Source organism: Serratia quinivorans, from assembly GCF_946227985.1.
Taxonomy (GTDB): domain Bacteria; phylum Pseudomonadota; class Gammaproteobacteria; order Enterobacterales; family Enterobacteriaceae; genus Serratia; species Serratia quinivorans_A.
The window spans coordinates 1,101,818-1,118,501 of the sequence record NZ_CAMKGL010000001.1; the positions used below are offsets into that span (position 1 = coordinate 1,101,818).

Below are 16,684 nucleotides of genomic sequence, written 5' to 3' on the forward strand. Positions count from 1 at the left end.
AACTTCACCAATAGCCTCATTCCTCTGATTTTCCCCTCACCAGAACTTAGCCAAAGCCCAACGCTACAGATTGAAACATAATAGTATTTTTATATTTTCAATTAACGGATGCCAGACCCGCGAAAACTGGCAATAATGTCGGTGGGCTGTTCACCAAGTAGGCATTGGCAGGCCGGGTGAGCAGGCTAATGGCCGCCATCATGCAGGCCGAATTTTATTCGTATTCTTCGCAAGCTTCTGGAAGCAAGATGAACACCACTGAGTTACCTGGCGCCCAAAAGTTACGCCACGCGCTAATCGTTTTTTTGCTGGTGTTCTGCACCTGCATCTTTGGTATCGAAAGCCGTCCCATCGGTTTGTTAGCGCTATTTTGGCCCACCAATGCGGTACTGTTGGCCGTGCTGGTACGTTACCCGGCCATGGCCAGTCCTGTTGGCTGGTTGATGGCGATGTCAGGCTATTTGGCGGCAGATCTGATCACCGGTAGCCCACTGGGCAAAGCCATCTTGCTCAATGGTGCCAATATTACCGGCGTGGCGGTCGGGTTTTATCTGTTTATGCATTTATCGCCGCAGGTCAGAACGCTGGAACGCGCCTCCTCGAGCATTTACCTGTTCGCCATCTGCCTGGCGAGCGCGACGGCTACGGCGTTACTCGGCGCCGGGGCTTCGGTGCTGTTGTTTGGCCGCCAGTATCTGCCTTCATTGGCATTGTGGCTGTCTTCGGAATTTACCAACTACACCACGCTGATGCCGTTTATCCTGGCTTTTCCGCGGGACTGGAAAGGTTATCTGCGCAGCATTTTCCAGGCCGTAACCCTACGCAGCCAGTGGCCCAATACGGTCAGAAAAATCGCGGTATTACTCCTGCTGCTGTTGGCCTGCTTCGGTAGCATCCTGATTGGTGGCCCCGGAGCGGTGATTTTCCCGATGCCTATCCTGCTATGGCTGGCGATGTCATTCTCGCTGTTCAGCACAATGATCGCGGTGTTGGTCTATGTGTTGTGGTGCCATCTGGCGATCGATCTGGGCCTGATTACTACTAACCTCGATATGAAAATGCTGCAAAATACGGTGTCGATGCGACTCGGCGTGGCGTTGCTGGCGCTGGGGCCGATTGCCGTTGCCAGCATGAATTTTGCGCGTAATGCGCTGCTGCAAAGGCTTGAGCACGTGGCGAATCATGATGCGCTGACCCACGTATTGACCCGCAGTGCTTTTATGCAGCGCGGAACGCGGCTGGTCAGCCAAAAAGGGGAGCAGGTCTGCATTATGATGCTGGATATCGATTATTTTAAATCGATCAATGACCGCTTTGGGCACGCCGGCGGCGATGCGGCGCTGCTGTCCTTTACCCGCGCCATTACTGGCGATCTGCGCGATAACGATTTGTTTGGCCGCATGGGGGGTGAAGAGTTTGCGATCGTCGCCCCCATTGCGCAACAGCAGGATGCGCTGTCGTTGGCCGAACGTCTGCGCCGTCGAATTGAAATTGAATCTATCACCATGCCTGCAGGCGCTTCTTTGCAGATCACCGTCAGCATCGGCATGGTCACCTGTATGGGCGGTTCCGGACAGGATCTGGATAACCTGCTAAAAATCGCCGATCTGGCGGTCTATAAAGCCAAAAATAGCGGCCGTAACCGGGTCGCCACGCCAGAATTCCTGCCGCACCATTCCCCCGAGATCTCAAACCCGGCTGGCTCCGTCAATGGTTGACCCCGCTAATGGGGTCTAAAATGGAAGAGGGCGCAGGCAGTTCCGCCGGTGCCAACCCGACTGTCTAATCGACAAGAGGAAACTCCGATGAAATATGTTGATGGTTTTGTAGTGGCGGTGCCGGCCGCCAATAAGGAGGCGTATCAAAAACTGGCCGCCGCGGCTGCACCGCTGTTTAAAGAATTTGGGGCTACGCGGATCGTCGAATGCTGGGGCAATGATGTTCCCGACGGAAAACTCACCGATTTTCGCGGTGCGGTTAAGGCTGAGGCCGACGAAGTGGTGGTGTTCAGTTGGATCGAATATCCGTCAAAAGAGGTTCGCGATGAAGCCAACCAGAAAATGATGGCCGACCCGCGCATGAAAACGCTCGGCGATCAAATGCCGTTTGACGGCAAACGTATGATCTACGGCGGCTTCGAGCCTATCCTGGACCAGTAGCGGAGGGGCGATTGTGAAAATAACCCAACATTTGTGGTTTGAGAAGGATATGGAAGCGGCGCTGCGTTGCTATATCGCCTTGATCCCCGGCTCCTCTCTGACCTGGCAATCCACCTTGCCGGCCGATACTCCCAGCGGCCCGGCCGGCAGCGTAAAACTGGCGTCTTTTACCCTTGGCGATCAGCGCTATGCAGCGATTGAGGCCGGCCCGTTGGATCCCTTCAATCACAGTTTTTCGATTATGGTCGAATGCGCCGATCAGGCAGAAGTAGACCGACTTTGGCAAGCGCTGAGTGACGGTGGCCAGGTTGAGCAGTGCGGTTGGCTGCGCGATCGCTGGGGCCTGAGCTGGCAGATAGTTCCCAAACGCTTGGCCGAGCTGATGAGTGATCCCGACAGTGCGAAGGTGCGCAGGGTCACCGAAGCGATGCTGCAGATGGTCAAACTGGATATCGCCGGGTTGGAGGCGGCGGCGCGCGGATAAGATTACGCGGGTTGATGCCCCGTAGCATCCAGGGTTACGGGGCGTTTAGGGTGATTCAGTATCACTCAAACCGTCAGTACGGCTGATAAATTGACGGACATCATCTTTTTGCATCAATTCTGCTCACGCAAGGCTAAAATTTTATCATTTGTCAGCCTGGGAAAATCGCTGCACCCTAGGGCATAACTTTATGCAGCGCAGAGAACAACCATGGAAAAGACACAGATTCAGCAGTTGGTTAAGCAATTCCCGCTGGTGCAGGAACTGATCGCACTAAACCCGGTGACCTGGTTCAACCCACGAGCGACCACTTTACAGGACGGACTGCCGTTTGTTGGGCTGGACGCCACCGACGTGAGCGATGCAGAACAACGTCTGGCGCGTTTCGCCCCTTATCTGAGTGCCGCCTTCCCGGAAACCCGGGCTGCAAATGGCGTGATTGAATCCGCAGTGGTGGCGCTTCCCGCAATGCAAACTGCGCTCGACCAACGTTACGGCTTGCCGCTAGCCGGCCGGTTGCTGTTGAAAAAGGACAGCCATCTGCCGATTTCCGGCTCTATCAAGGCGCGTGGCGGTATCTACGAGGTGCTGGCGCATGCGGAAAAACTGGCTCTGGCAGCAGGGCTGCTGCAACTGACTGACGATTACGCCAGGCTGTTCTCGGCGGAATTTCGCGAATTCTTTGGCGGTTACCGCATTGCCGTCGGCTCGACCGGTAATCTGGGCATGTCGATTGGCATCATCAGCGCTCGGTTGGGGTTTAGCGTCAGCGTGCATATGTCGGCAGATGCTCGCGAATGGAAAAAACAGAAGCTGCGTGACAATGGCGTCAACGTGGTGGAGTACGAACAGGATTATGGCGTTGCCGTTGAACAGGGGCGTTTGCAGGCGGCGAGCGATCCGCGCTGTTTCTTTATCGATGACGAGAACTCACAGACGCTGTTTCTGGGCTATGCCGTGGCCGGTGGCCGCCTGAAACGTCAGTTTGCCGAAAGTGGTATCCAGGTTGATGCTCAGCACCCGTTGTTTGTTTATTTGCCTTGTGGCGTTGGCGGCGGGCCAGGCGGGGTGGCCTTTGGGCTGAAACTGGCTTTCGGCGACCACGTACACTGCATCTTTGCCGAACCGACGCATTCACCTTGCATGCTGCTTGGTGTGCATACCGGCCTGCACGATAGTATCGCGGTACAGGATCTGGGCATTGATAACCAGACCGCGGCGGACGGGCTGGCGGTAGGGCGCGCATCCGGCTTTGTCGGCCGCGCTATGGAGCGCCTGCTCTCCGGCTTCTACACCCTCAGCGACCGCGAGATGTTTGCACTGCTGGGGCTGTTGGACAGCCATGAAGATATTCAGCTTGAGCCTTCTGCATTGGCGGGTATGCCGGGGCCGTGGCGCGTAACGGCTAACACTGAGTGGTTGGCGAGCCAGGGGCTGAATGCACTACAAATGAAAAATGCCACCCACCTGGTGTGGGCGACCGGTGGCGGCATGGTACCGGAGGCGGAGATGACCAAGTACCTGGCCAGCGCGCGCCAGTCGATTTAATGGCTTAGCAGAGAAAGCTCCTGCGCGCCTTCGAGCAGGATCGGCAGGATGCGTTCGGTCAGTTCGCTTAGTGGGACATGGCCGGCCTGCACCCCGACGTTTAACGCGGCAGTGACGCCGCCGTTGACCGAGGTAATCGGTACCGCGATGGATCGCAGACCGATTTCCAACTCCTGATCGTTAATCGCGTAACCCTGAGTGCGCACCTTATCCAGTTCATCACGCAGTTTATCAATCGAACCCAGGGTGTATTGCGTGTAGCGCGTCAGGATGATGCGTTGCAGGTAATCCTCACGCTTATCACTCGGCAAATGGCTCAACAACACCCGACCCATCGAGGTGGCGAAGGCCGGCAGGCGGCTGCCGATGTTCAGATCTATGGTCATGATGCGTTCGGCAGAGGCACGGGCGATATACAAAATATTGTCGCCGTCCAGCGTGGCGATAGAACAGGACTCATTCAACAACTGGCTAATGTGTTTCAGCACTGGCTGGGTGGCTTTCGCCAGCGGCGTGGCACCGAGATAGGCATGGGCCAGCGTCAGGATCCGTGGGCGCAGCTCAAAGTTTTTGCCGTCCTGCGCGTAGACAAACCCCAGCTTGTTCAAGGTATACAGACAACGACGCACCGCAGCGCGCGGAATGCCGGTTTTCTGGCTGATTTGTGAAATCGACATCAGACGACGCTGTGGAGTAAAAGCCTGGATCACCTCAAGGCCGCGGGCCAGCGAGGCCATAAAATTGGGGTCGCCCTTAAAGGGATCGCCGCTGGCGGCGGACGCTAAACTATCAGGCGCGGTAATTTCTTCGCCGACGGTGATTTTGGTCATCACAATCTCCCAGGGGGCAGTGCTTACAGCGCCAGATAGCGCAGGGTGGCCACCACGGCCAACTGACGGATATGACGAACCTGATCTTCCGGCGGTTGATGGCTTTCAAACAGGGTATTAAAGGTGTATTGGTTGGCAACGTAGTGGAAACACAGGCTGCTGATCAAGCGATGCACATCGGCTGCGCTGGCGTCCGGCGTGAACACTTTTTCCTGCTTGCCGCGCTGCAATATATCTTCCAGCAGGGTCAAGGCACTTTGATTTAACGCCTTGATGCGTGAAGACTGGCGGATATACTGGCCGCGCATCATGTTTTCCATGCAGATAACCCGGATGAAGTCGGGGTGCTCCGCATGGTAATTAAAGCTTTCCTCTACCAAACGAGTCATGGCGGCAACGGGCGCCAGGGTTTGCAGATCCAACCCGGTTTCGTGCGCACGGATATGCTGATACACGTGTTCCAGCACCTCCAGGTACAGTGATTCCTTGGTCTTGAAATGATAAACCACCATGCGTTTGGTGGTGGCCGCGTGCTCGGCAATGTTTTCCATGCGGGCACCTTTCAGACCGGCCTCGGCGAACTCGGCCAGCGCCGCAGCGAAAATACGCTGTTTCAGCCCAACAGGGTCGTTTTTGCGTTTAGTCGCGGGGATATCATCATTGTTCAAAACATCAGTCACTTATCTTGGAGGAACACCGGTTAAGAGTAACTGGGGTGACCCGGTAATACAATCCGCTGCCGCTGAGCTTTTGTGAACGACGTCATATTGCTCACATGTAAACCCTGGCGGCAATAGCCGCAGGGTTGGGACGTTCCCTCTCACAATTTGACAACATTATTTTCCGCGTGGCCAGAGTGTATTTCCGGGCAGTAAATGGAATTTTTGGTTCTATCGCAGCGTATTGTCTTGCCAGTGAGCGTTGCCGTGGTTTTTTTTGATGGTTAGCGAACGTACCATTGGGTTCAATGAGCGCCGGGTTATCAATAATCTCCGTTGCCGAGCCGCACGGGAGTTCTTACAGTAGACGCCAGAATATTTTATTTCGGTTCGATTATCGAACATTTGCATTATTGGCGTCTGTACCAAGGAAAAATTGTGGCTTCAAACGAAATTGATGTGCGAACGCTGATCAACGATCGTCCGATATGCGGTTTTCAAAAACTGATTATTCTGCTGGGGTTTATCGTTGTTGCTCTGGATGGCTTCGATATTACCCTGATGGGGTTTATTGCCCCTGAGCTGAAAAGCCAGTGGGGCGTCAGCAACCAGCAACTTGGCATGGTGATTAGCGCCGCGCTGGTCGGCCTGACGATCGGTGCGCTGCTGGCCGGCCCGCTGGCAGACTGGCTGGGGCGTAAGGTGATCATTATCAACAGCGTGTTCTTTTTTGGCATCTGGACGCTGGTCACTGCGTTTTCGCACAATATTGATCAAATGATATTTTTCCGTTTTATGACCGGGTTGGGGCTGGGGGCGGCAATGCCGAACGTCGGCACTTTAATCTCCGAATATGCGCCAGAGAGAAAACGATCCTTCATTATCACCGTGGTGTTTTGCGGCTTTACCTTCGGTGCCGCGCTGGGCGGGTTTGCGGCGTCATGGATCATTCCACAAATGGGGTGGCATGTGCTGCTGTTGCTCGGTGGCATATTGCCGCTGCTGAGCGTTCCGCTGTTGATAGCCAAACTGCCTGAATCGGTGAGGTTTTTGGTTACCCGGCGAGCCAGCAATCAACGCATTGGCAAAATTGTGGAAAAGCTGGCGCCGGGCAGTACCCATGCCGACACCCGTTATACGCTGCCGCCACTGGTGGCACCTGGCAAGGGAGCCATGCAGATTGTGATCTCGCGGCAGTACCGATTTGGCAGCCTGATGCTGTGGCTGGGCTATTTCATGGCGCTGTTTCTGGTTTATCTACTGGGCAGTTGGTTGCCGACGCTGGTGAAAGGCATCGGCATGAGCGTGGCGCAGGCGGCGGTGATCACCGCGCTGTATCAGGCCGGTGGTACTTTCGGCTCGCTGTTTGCCGGCTGGCTGATGGATAGGGTGGATCCACACCGGGCGCTGGGCATGATTTACCTGCTGGGTGCAGGGTTGACACTGTTGATTGGCCTGGCGTCTCACAGCAGTCTGATGCTTGGGGTGTTGGCACTGGCCTGTGGTTTTTGCCTGAACGGTGCCAATACCGGCATGAACGCGCTATCGGCGCATTATTACCCGACCGAGGCACGCGCCACCGGGTCTAGCTGGATGCACGGCGTTGGGCGTATTGGTGCCATCCTGAGCGCTTTCGCCGGTGCGCAAATGCTGGCGCTGGGCTGGGGGTTCGACCGCATTTTTGCCATTATCGCCATTCCGGCGTTGATCACTGCCTGTGCCATCTTTATCAAAGGTGCCAGGGGGTATAACCGTCAGGCGCAGTTGGCCACTCAGGAAACGGCCAAAGGCCTTTGAGCTCAATGGCTGAGGCGTTGCAATTGGACTTGATCGGCCTGCCGCGCCTGCTCTGCCAGTGAGGAAAACTGTGCCGGGCGATAGAAAGTTTTGGGTGCCGGCAGGCGGCGCATATCGCTGCCTTTATGAATTTGCAGTTCGCCCAGATGGCTTAAGGTCAACCCGGCTATTTTCACCGGCATGGCCAAGCGATACGGCGGCGCTTTTTCGAAAGGCACAGCGGTAGGAATTCGGTTTTCGCCAAGCGAGTAATTGCGTTTCAGGACTAAAAATTTATCAGGCACCCGACGTTTGCTGTTCCACCAGTCGCCATCGACCTCACGGAATTGGCGTGCTGTTTCAGCCTCATTGACCGCCTCAAGGCCAATTAAAGCTTGCCTAAGCGCCTTATCCATCGCCAGATTGTAGTTCTCCACAGAGCCGGCATGCCCCTGCAAAATCACGTTTACCGCCAGCCTCGCTCCCAGCAAATTAGCGTAAAGGTCTTCCGGTGAAAAAGCAGAAATTTCCTCAGAAAATCCGGCCACCGACTGGAAGCCGTACCACTGGGCAATCTCATGCCACTGCGCCAGTTGAAACGCCACATGCCCGGCCAGCCATGCCGCCAGATTATACCTGTCGGTCATCGATGCCGGAGGGGTAAACGCGTAAAATTGAGCGCGTCTGAGCCCTAACTCCTCACTGTAAAACAAGCGCCATTCCTGCCCCAGTTTCGGATACAGACGGGTGAACAGATAAAAGGTGTTATCGGCGGTATCGCGAACATGGGCGATATCAATAAACCCGCCGCGTCGCGTATAGATAAGCCCGTTGGCTTCGTCACTCAGACCAACGATATTTTTCACCGCGCCCAGCGCACTGTCATTGTAGTGATGATGGCCTAGCGTACTGAGTGAGAGCAGGTTGCCAATTTGATAAACGGGGATCGGGATGCCGGCCGCGCGCACCTGAAGGTTATAGCCAAATGCACAGCAAGGGCGAAGTGCTTCCGGTGGCGAAAGGTTTTGCGCGACGGGCCAAACGCGTCTTGCCTGCTCAAAGGGTAAAACGTCGCTCTTGCCAGGTTGCGCACCTGCCATACCGGCGACAACCAGCAACAGTGCGAGAAAAAAAACACGCATTAAAAGGCCTCCGCGACCTGAAAATAAAATCCTGCGCTCTCGCGTCCCACGCCGAGATCGAGTCGCAGATTCATATTAGGTTTGATTTCAAAACGATACCCTGCACCCAGGGTCGGCAGAATAGGGTGTTGTCCCATTTTATCCAGGCTGTCACCCAGTGAGCCCGCGCCTAGCCAGAGCACGTAACCATGACGCCAGTTTAATTTTTTGCGGTATTCGATTTGGCTGCTCACGACATCTTTGTCACGGTAACGCCCCTGATAGTAGCCGCGTAATCGGCGGTCATCACCGGCCTGCGAAAGACGATCCCATGGCACATCTCCGCGGGCAAAACGTCCCCAGGCATCGAATGCCAGCACGTCACTCTCGTTAAGCGGAAAATAGTAATTGTATTGCAACTGCAGGGCAGTGAAATGGCTATCCGAGCCCAGCGACGGATCAAACAGACTGTAGCTCGCGCTGGCATACTGCCCTTTTTTCGGCTGCGTGATGGCGTCGCGGGTGTCGTAATTGAGGGCGAAAGTGGCGCCAGAACTCAGTGGCGTGGTGGAGTCCGTATAGCGAGAGAAGGTATCACCAGGCTGGGGATCATCAACTTTGGCATTCAGCGTGGAAAAATCCCAGCCCACACCGGCATAAAGATTCTCGACCAGCCGATAAAAAACCTGCGGATGCACGCTAAACGAATCCTGAGTATATTTCTGGCTCGATCCCTGCGCCGCATCGTAACCTACGCCCCAGAATTTCGTCGGGATCTTGGCAACCGAACCGACAACAAAGAGACGCCACTGATCGTCACTAAAAAATGTGTAATTATTCAAACCCAGGCCCAACGCGCCGCTGGTGCTGACAAAACCGGTAAATGAGATGGAGGAGTTTTGCGTCACCTTATCCTGTGGATCGACCCGATAAAGTCCGGCCGCGGCCGCCCCCAGACCCAGTTTTAACTCAGGGGTATAAAAAGGGCCGGGCAACACCGTCCAGTTCACGCCTTTAGCCTGGTCGTATTGGTCGTCGGCCCCCATGGTGCCGAGAAACGCATCAATGGACTCACGCGTAAGCAGCTCCGCATGAATCGGGGCAACCAACAGGCTCAGTAGTCCACTCAGTAACCGCACGGCTATCTTCATTAGAATCGATATTCACCCGCCAGGAAAAAACTGTTCCGCTCATTGAAACCGACTTCGGCCAGGACGTTGAAGTTCTGTGTGAGTTCGTACTGCGCCCCAATCAGCGTATTCCACGGTGAGGAGAGATGCTGTTTAACATCAAAGCGCCCGGCGTTGTCCTTATTCACCGTGTCAATCAGCGGCTGAAGCTCTGCCGGCATATGCAGGTCCGAAATGTTGCCTTTAAACTCCTGGTCCACATCCTGATACATGCTGCCAATCCAAAGGCTCAGGTGGGAAGGGCCAGAGATGGCAGGCATATCAAAGCGATAGCCTACACGCGGCGAAACCGTAATGGCTGAAATTTTGCCATCCAGAATGTCAAATTCCGTGCGGGTATAGTTGGTATCAACCAGTGCAAACCATTTCTCATAGCCCCCCGCCAGGGTAAACCCGGTGCCCCAGGTGGTGCCTTTAAAGTCGAGTGCAAAATCAATATCCTGGAGATCGCCACTTTGATTAAGGCGATGTACCGCAGAGGCGATGATACGGTCGATGCCGGTGTATTGCGACGGATCGGCATCAACAGAAACCTGGGATAAAGAGGAGCCTCTGGTGTGCCCGACCAAACCATAGATGTTTAAAAAGGGGAACACCCACATATCCAGCCGAAGGTTCTCACTTTTGCTGCGCTGGCGTGTCTTCCCGACGTCAATATTGAACAGATCGCTGGGGATCGGGTGATCGCCGAGTTTCAGACCGGAAAAGGTAATGCTATCGACATCAATATTCTGGCGTATATTCATGTAACTGAGATTGACGCCAAACGGCAGCGGAATGCTATAGCCGCGAGCGCGGGCTTCTTCCCCCCAGATAGGAAAGGTGCTGTCGTTTTGGGGTGGGGTATTGGTTGCCGCACCAAAGGCGGCACCCGACCACAGCAACAGGGGAAGAATCATTCGTTTTGCGTACTGGAGCGGGAGGTGATTGCCGCTACTTTGGCAATGCCACTGTATTGTCATTATTTGATTCTCCACGTCAGACAAGGTGAGAGAAGGCCGGTATCCACCGACTTACAGCCCAGATCCGACATTGAAATAAAGCGCCCGATCGCTATTGCTAAAGGCGACATCAATCCCGGTATGTAATCCAAATTTGCGCGCGATCAGGTAGCGAAATCCGCCGCCCCACGCCACTTCGGTTTTATCGAAAAGCGTTTGAGCATCGCGGCTGGCGCTACCGGCACCGACAAAGCCCTGCACCACCCAGCGCGGTGTTACCTGCCACTCCAATTGAGTTTGCCCAACGGCGACGTAATCCCCCTGATAGCGGTAGCTTGGGATGCCACGCAGTTTGATATAGGGGCGCGCCAGCGGGGTTAGATGGTTTTCATAATTCGATAATGACTGGTAGTTACCGGCTATCGCCAGGGTGAAATTTCGGCCAAGCGGATGGAAATATTTCCCGTCCAGGGTCAGCATGTCGTAGCGATAATCGCCGCCGAGGAAACCGGTATAAAACTGATATTCAGCGGAGGCCGATAGTCCATTACGTGGGTAAAAGAAGTTGTCCGTGGTGTCATATTCCATCACCAGACCCAGGCCGGAACTGCTGCTGGACTCCCCCAGTACCCGTTGCAGAGCCTGGCTGATGACGGGGTTGTCAGCGGAAATTTCCGTCTTGGCATAAAACTGCGAACCGCCGACAAAGAAAGGCGTATCGGCAAGGCGGAACAGCAGTTTTTGCGTTCCGCCATAGCCTTTTGTTTGGGTGCTGACCCCATGACCACCGCCGAACCCGGCAATATCACCGCTGTAAATATCCAGGTTGATATCCGCATAACCGACCGCCACCAGATAGCGAATAGCGTCGTTATTCCAGGTATGCCGATGTCCGCCACCGACAAACCAGGTGCCGTTTTGTGTCGCACCGCCGCCAAAGGCGCTGATTGCCGGTGGCGCGCTGTTTCTTCCTGAACGAGGTGTGGCATTGGGTTGGCCGGTATCGTGCAAAAAAAGCCCAAATAAACCCCCGCCATAACCCACGGCAGGTTCGGTGATCACCACCGGGACCGGCAAAAAACCGTAGCGGTTGTCGCTCATGTATTCGCCCATATCCAGCATGCCGTCTTCCGCGCCGCGCATTCCCGCCGCCTGAACGGCTGGGGGGAAGGCAAGGCAGGAGGCCAGCATCAGCATGGCATTCCATTTTGTCATGAGGGTTTATCCGGTTGCACGGCAGGCGCGGTGTACCAATTCTCTCGAGCGACCATCACCGCATTTTCGGGCTGAAGCACGAAGTTAGGCGACATAATCTGGACGTTAAATTCATTGAACACATCCTGAATATGGCTATGTAATTCGCTTTTAACGCTTGCCAGCGCTTCGCCGGCACCCAGCTTGACCTGTAATTCATAGGCGATGTACCAGTCCATTAAACTGAGCTGACGAACAAGGGGAGGAACCCGGTTGTCGATACCCCTGGTGCGATTGGCAGCAAGTTCCAGCATCGCGTGTACCTGACGCCATGGGGTGTCGTAGCCAATAGTCACGCTGGTGGTCAGATTCACCCCATCACCGGGTTTAAGCGCGCTGAGGTTGGTGATTTTCCCGCTGACAACAACGGCATTGGGTACTGTTACAATGTAACTTTCGCGGGTGAGGATTTTGGTGGCCAGCATCCCGACTTCGCTGACCATGCCTTCATTGTCACCGATCCTGATAACGTCGCCTTTGCGCAGCGCGCGCGAATAAGTCAGTACCAATCCGCTCATGGCATGATTCATCAACCCGGCCGAGCCGAGGGTAAGCATCAGCCCAAAGAAAACGCTGATGCCTTTAAATGCCAGAGAGTCGGCACCCGGTAAAAAAGGATAAGCGGCCGACAACGCAAACAGCCACACCATTACCGAAATCAGTTTGCGTGTGGCGCCCACCGTTTCGGGATGCAAACCTGGCACCACCAGCTTTCCACTCTCGACGCGTTTTAACAGCACTTTGAGCAGCTTGAGAATAAAACCGGTCAGCAAAAAGATAATGGCGACAATCGCCAGGCCAGGAAAAGCAGACACAATGGATAGGGCGACTTGCTGTATCACGCTGATAGACCAGTTACCCAGTGAGTCGCCCCAAATGCGCGTCCACGGAAATAACCGAAATACCCAGCTCAACCAGAGATAAAAAGCGCCGATGCTCAGCAAAACCATCAGCAGCGCATACAGGCGAGCTTCAAAAGCCCCGAGCACCATACGCCAGCTTTGCGGGATCCATCCTCGTTTGAGCGCAATTCGGGTGGCATAAAACTTTTTAACTCGCTGCCAGGATTTGAATGCTGCGTAAAGTACCAACCCCAGTACCAGGGTTCCGGCTGCGCTTTTCGCCACCGCAATGGCCAGATAAGCAGAGGAGTATTGTTCCAGCAACGCCGTGCGTTGGGCATTGAATCTTGCGAGTACTCGCTGGGAAGCCTGATCAAGAGTCAGATCATCTCCTTCATCAAGATCTCCCTGCGTTAATAACATAAATGGCTTGCCGTTAATGGTAAACAGCCGTCCCTGCTGGTTATAGCGCTTTATTACATGAACCTGTACCGGCTGGCGGATATCTTCTTCGGTGAGAGAGCGCAGGGTGTTGCGGATGCGCAGAACGCGTTGTTCCGGGGTGGTAAAACCAAACTTTGCCTGCAACATGACTATCGGTTGATGAAAGACATACAGCGTGCGGGCTTTTTCCTGATCGGTAGCGAGTTGGCGCGGTTCCGCACCAAAACACAGGGAAGACATTAGAAATAACAGACAGCAAACAACGCCATTCACCTTTTTGCTCATGGTTACCTGCCCAGTCAGTAATTTATTTTTTATTGTTTTGTGCTCTTCAATTTCAGCTTAGCCCAGACGCTTGGGCTTTCAAGTCACTCAATCAAGCTCAGTTTTAGCGACGAGCAATGAAACCTGCCGGTCGAGACAGACTGAATCCCAAACCCCGGCAGCGGCTGGGTAAATAACAATGGAGCAGGATCAGGAATGGTTTCATCAATGTTAATCAGCTCACAGAACCCGTACGCCATCTTTTGGCGTAAAAATAAAGCATCCAACTGATAATAAAAGCCTTCCTGTAACGTCGTCCTTTTCTCGTTCGGTTATCGCACGCTAATTAATTTAACAATATTGAAACTTATTATTGGCGATGCTTTGATAGAAAGGCGATTAACGAACCAAGTTTCGATAATCGCACAAATGCGACTTTGCCAGGGATATGCCTGGCCGTTACCGCCGGGGCTATTGAGCCTGGCCAACCCAGGAAGCGCACTATGTCCCAGCCATATACCATAGAAATTCAGTCATTTATCAATAACAGTCCATTCTCCCGCTATCAGTGGCTGATCCTGCTCCTGTGTTTTCTTACCGTGGCGCTGGACGGCTTCGATACCGCGATTATCGGTTTTATTGCCACCTCGCTGGTGCAGGACTGGGGGATAGAGAAAACCTCACTGGGGCCGGTGATGAGCGCGGCGCTGGTGGGGCTAGCCGTGGGGGCGCTCACCGCAGGCCCCCTGGCGGACCGCATTGGCCGCAAGAAGGTGTTGGTGCTGTCGCTGGTGCTGTTCGGTGGTTTTAGTCTGTTGACGGCGTTCGCCACCACCTTGCCAATGCTGACATTGTTGCGCTTTTTAACCGGGCTGGGGCTGGGTGCGGCAATGCCGAACGCGGCCACCCTGATGTCGGAATATGCGCCGGAGCGTAAGCGCGCCCTGTTGGTCAACCTGATGTTCTGCGGCTTCCCGCTCGGGTCCTCGATGGGCGGTTTCGTTTCCGCCTGGCTGATCCCGCATTTCGGTTGGCAGAGCGTGATGGTGCTGGGCGGCGTGATGCCACTGCTGCTGGCGGTGGTGCTGATGGTTGCATTGCCGGAGTCCGCCCGTTTTATGGTGGTACGGTGTTACCCGGCGCAGCGTATTGCCGCGGTGCTCAAGCGCATTGCGCCGCTCAATTTAACCGAACCGCTGCGCTTTAGCCTGACTGAAGAAGGCCAGGTGAAAGCCAAATCGGCGCTGGGGGTGATTTTTTCCCCGCGTTATCTGTTGGGCACCCTGATGCTGTGCCTGACCTACTTTATGGGCCTGATGATCTTCTATCTGTTGACCAGTTGGCTACCGCTGTTGATCCGTGAAACCGGGGCGTCTATTCGCCAGGCGTCGTTGATTACCGCGCTGTTTCCTTTGGGCGGAGGCATTGGCGTGCTGATCATCGGTTGGCTGATGGATCGCATCAATCCGCACAAGGTGGTGGCGGTGGGCTATCTGTTGACCGGAGTGTTCGTCTGCGCCATTGGCTACGTTTACACCGATCCGATACTGATGGCGGTGACGGTATTTATCGCCGGTACCTGCATGAACGGCGCACAGTCCTCAATGCCGGCGCTGGCCGCCGGTTTTTACCCCACCCAGGGACGGGCGACCGGTGTTGCCTGGATGCTGGGGCTGGGGCGTTTCGGCGGCATTCTTGGCGCGATGAGCGGCGGGGTGCTGATGCAAATGCAGCTGTCATTCAGCACCATTTTCACCCTGCTGGCGATCCCGGCGCTGGTGGCCGCGCTGGCGCTGATAATCAAACACTTTTCTGCCAAGGCGACGGCATTGTCCGGTTCGCTCAACAAAGCCCTATAAGGAGATAACCATGCGCACACAAATCGCGATTATTGGTGCCGGCCCGGCCGGATTGATGCTGTCGCACCTGCTGCATCTGCAGGGTATTGAGTCGGTGGTATTGGAAACGCGCGGCCAGCAGGCGGTGGAGTCGACCATTCGCGCCGGGGTGCTGGAGCAGGGAACGGTCGATTTACTCAATCAGACCGGGTTGGGTGAACGTATGCGCGCAGAAGGGGCGCAGCACCATGGTATTCGGTTGGCGTTCGGTGGCCAACAACACCGGATTGACCTGACAGAACTGACCAACCGGGCGATCACCGTCTACGCCCAGCATGAAGTACTGAAAGATTTGATTGCCGCGCGGCAGGCGGCGAACGGACAGCTCCATTTTGAGGTGGAGCAGGTGGAACTCAAGGCGCTGGACAGTGAGCGGCCGCAGGTGCATTACCGGCATCAGGGCGAGCAACGGCGAATTGACTGTGATTTTGTCATTGGCTGCGACGGTTTTCACGGCATTAGCCGGGCGGCGATGCCCGGCGGACTGCGTCAGGATTATACCCGGATTTATCCCTTTGGCTGGTTCGGTATTTTGGTGGAGGCACCGCCGTCCAGCGATGAGCTAATCTACGCCTGCCACCCGCGAGGCTTCGCGCTGATCAGCACCCGTTCGCCTGGCGTTCAGCGGATGTATTTCCAGTGCGATCCGGCGGAAAATGTCGACCAATGGTCGGACGATCGCATCTGGAGCGAACTGGAGAGCCGGGTAGAAAATCACGACGGCTGGTCGCTGAAAAAGGGCCGTATATTCCAGAAAAACGTGGTCGGCATGCGCAGCTTTGTGACCGAACCCATGCGCTGTAAACGCCTGCTGCTGGCGGGTGATTCGGCGCATATTGTGCCGCCGACCGGGGCGAAGGGGCTGAATCTGGCGATGGCGGATGTCTGTCTGCTGTCTCAGGCGTTGGAGGCGTTTTACCGTCACAAAAACTGGCGGCGTCTGGACAGCTACAGTGACGACGCGCTGCAACGTGTCTGGCGTGCGGAACATTTCTCCTGGTGGATGACCAACATGTTGCACACCCGCCATGACGACAGTGCATTCCAGCAACGCCTACAGTTATCGGAGCTGCAATATACCGTGAAGTCGCGCAGCGCCATGACGGTGCTGGCGGAAAACTACGTCGGCTCACCGTTTCAGATGATGTGATCCGGGCGATATCACAAAAACCAATAAATTCGCTCTATGTACCGATAATCGCCCAAAGAAGCGTTTATCGTTCTTGACGCTGCTGACCGCGCCGCGCCATCATCGGGAAATAGCTTTTTTGCCC

The 16,684-nt window shown here is 55.0% G+C and carries 14 protein-coding genes; 7 read left to right on the forward strand and 7 right to left on the reverse strand.

Going from position 1 to position 16,684, the window contains the following annotated elements; genetic code table 11:
• Positions 1 to 248 precede the first annotated feature (248 nt).
• The 4 genes from OCH02_RS05165 to OCH02_RS05180 all read left to right on the forward strand — a co-directional run bounded on the left by OCH02_RS05165 (position 249) and on the right by OCH02_RS05180 (position 4,191).
• Complete coding sequence (locus tag OCH02_RS05165) at positions 249 to 1,718, forward strand: diguanylate cyclase (RefSeq protein WP_261430203.1); 1,470 nt, start codon at positions 249 to 251, stop codon at positions 1,716 to 1,718.
• Between the two features lie 87 nt (positions 1,719 to 1,805).
• Complete coding sequence (locus OCH02_RS05170; protein WP_261430204.1) at positions 1,806 to 2,159, forward strand: DUF1428 domain-containing protein; 354 nt, start codon at positions 1,806 to 1,808, stop codon at positions 2,157 to 2,159.
• Between the two features lie 13 nt (positions 2,160 to 2,172).
• The gene (locus tag OCH02_RS05175; protein WP_261090671.1) at positions 2,173 to 2,643 is read left to right on the forward strand and encodes a VOC family protein; all 471 of its coding nucleotides are present in this window, start codon (positions 2,173 to 2,175) and stop codon (positions 2,641 to 2,643) included.
• 210 nt (positions 2,644 to 2,853) lie between these two features.
• On the forward strand, positions 2,854 to 4,191 hold the full coding sequence (locus OCH02_RS05180) for a D-serine ammonia-lyase (protein WP_261430206.1): 1,338 nt from the start codon (positions 2,854 to 2,856) through the stop codon (positions 4,189 to 4,191).
• Here OCH02_RS05180 and OCH02_RS05185 read toward each other — a convergent pair.
• Together OCH02_RS05185 and OCH02_RS05190 are read right to left on the reverse strand one after the other, a co-directional pair.
• A complete protein-coding gene (locus OCH02_RS05185) occupies positions 4,188 to 5,021 on the reverse strand; it encodes an IclR family transcriptional regulator C-terminal domain-containing protein (protein WP_410001229.1) in 834 nt (277 codons plus the stop codon). The genes OCH02_RS05180 and OCH02_RS05185 overlap by 4 nt on opposite strands.
• Positions 5,022 to 5,044: 23 nt before the next feature.
• Entirely contained in the window at positions 5,045 to 5,689 is a 645-nt protein-coding gene (locus OCH02_RS05190) for a TetR family transcriptional regulator (protein ID WP_261430794.1), read from the reverse strand.
• A 426-nt stretch (positions 5,690 to 6,115) separates the two neighbouring features.
• On the opposite strand from OCH02_RS05190, the gene OCH02_RS05195 reads away from it, so the two are divergent.
• Positions 6,116 to 7,477 (forward strand): MFS transporter, encoded by a 1,362-nt coding sequence (locus OCH02_RS05195; protein WP_410001242.1) that lies wholly within the window; start codon positions 6,116 to 6,118, stop codon positions 7,475 to 7,477.
• Positions 7,478 to 7,479: 2 nt separating this feature from the next.
• On the opposite strand, the gene OCH02_RS05200 is transcribed toward OCH02_RS05195, so the two are convergent.
• The 5 genes from OCH02_RS05200 to OCH02_RS05220 all read right to left on the reverse strand — a co-directional run bounded on the left by OCH02_RS05200 (position 7,480) and on the right by OCH02_RS05220 (position 13,533).
• Entirely contained in the window at positions 7,480 to 8,598 is a 1,119-nt protein-coding gene (locus OCH02_RS05200; protein ID WP_261430209.1) for a DUF4056 domain-containing protein, read from the reverse strand.
• Positions 8,598 to 9,728, reverse strand: a complete 1,131-nt coding sequence (locus tag OCH02_RS05205) for a BamA/TamA family outer membrane protein (RefSeq protein ID WP_261430211.1) — start codon at positions 9,726 to 9,728, stop codon at positions 8,598 to 8,600. The genes OCH02_RS05200 and OCH02_RS05205 overlap by 1 nt, the downstream gene beginning before the upstream one ends.
• Positions 9,728 to 10,666 (reverse strand): hypothetical protein, encoded by a 939-nt coding sequence (locus OCH02_RS05210; RefSeq protein ID WP_261430795.1) that lies wholly within the window; start codon positions 10,664 to 10,666, stop codon positions 9,728 to 9,730. Before OCH02_RS05210 ends, OCH02_RS05205 begins: the two co-directional genes overlap by 1 nt.
• 114 nt (positions 10,667 to 10,780) lie before the next feature.
• The gene (locus tag OCH02_RS05215) at positions 10,781 to 11,923 is read right to left on the reverse strand and encodes a BamA/TamA family outer membrane protein (protein WP_261430212.1); all 1,143 of its coding nucleotides are present in this window, start codon (positions 11,921 to 11,923) and stop codon (positions 10,781 to 10,783) included.
• Positions 11,920 to 13,533: a mechanosensitive ion channel family protein gene (locus OCH02_RS05220; protein WP_410001230.1), complete on the reverse strand. Its 1,614-nt coding sequence runs from the start codon at positions 13,531 to 13,533 to the stop codon at positions 11,920 to 11,922. Before OCH02_RS05220 ends, OCH02_RS05215 begins: the two co-directional genes overlap by 4 nt.
• Positions 13,534 to 14,015: 482 nt before the next feature.
• On the opposite strand from OCH02_RS05220, the gene OCH02_RS05225 reads away from it, so the two are divergent.
• The gene (locus OCH02_RS05225) at positions 14,016 to 15,371 is read left to right on the forward strand and encodes an MFS transporter (protein ID WP_261430213.1); all 1,356 of its coding nucleotides are present in this window, start codon (positions 14,016 to 14,018) and stop codon (positions 15,369 to 15,371) included.
• Between the two features lie 10 nt (positions 15,372 to 15,381).
• Positions 15,382 to 16,560 carry a 4-hydroxybenzoate 3-monooxygenase gene (locus OCH02_RS05230; RefSeq protein WP_261430214.1) on the forward strand — a complete coding sequence of 393 codons (1,179 nt, stop codon included), beginning with the start codon at positions 15,382 to 15,384 and terminating at the stop codon, positions 16,558 to 16,560.
• Positions 16,561 to 16,684: the final 124 nt, after the last annotated feature.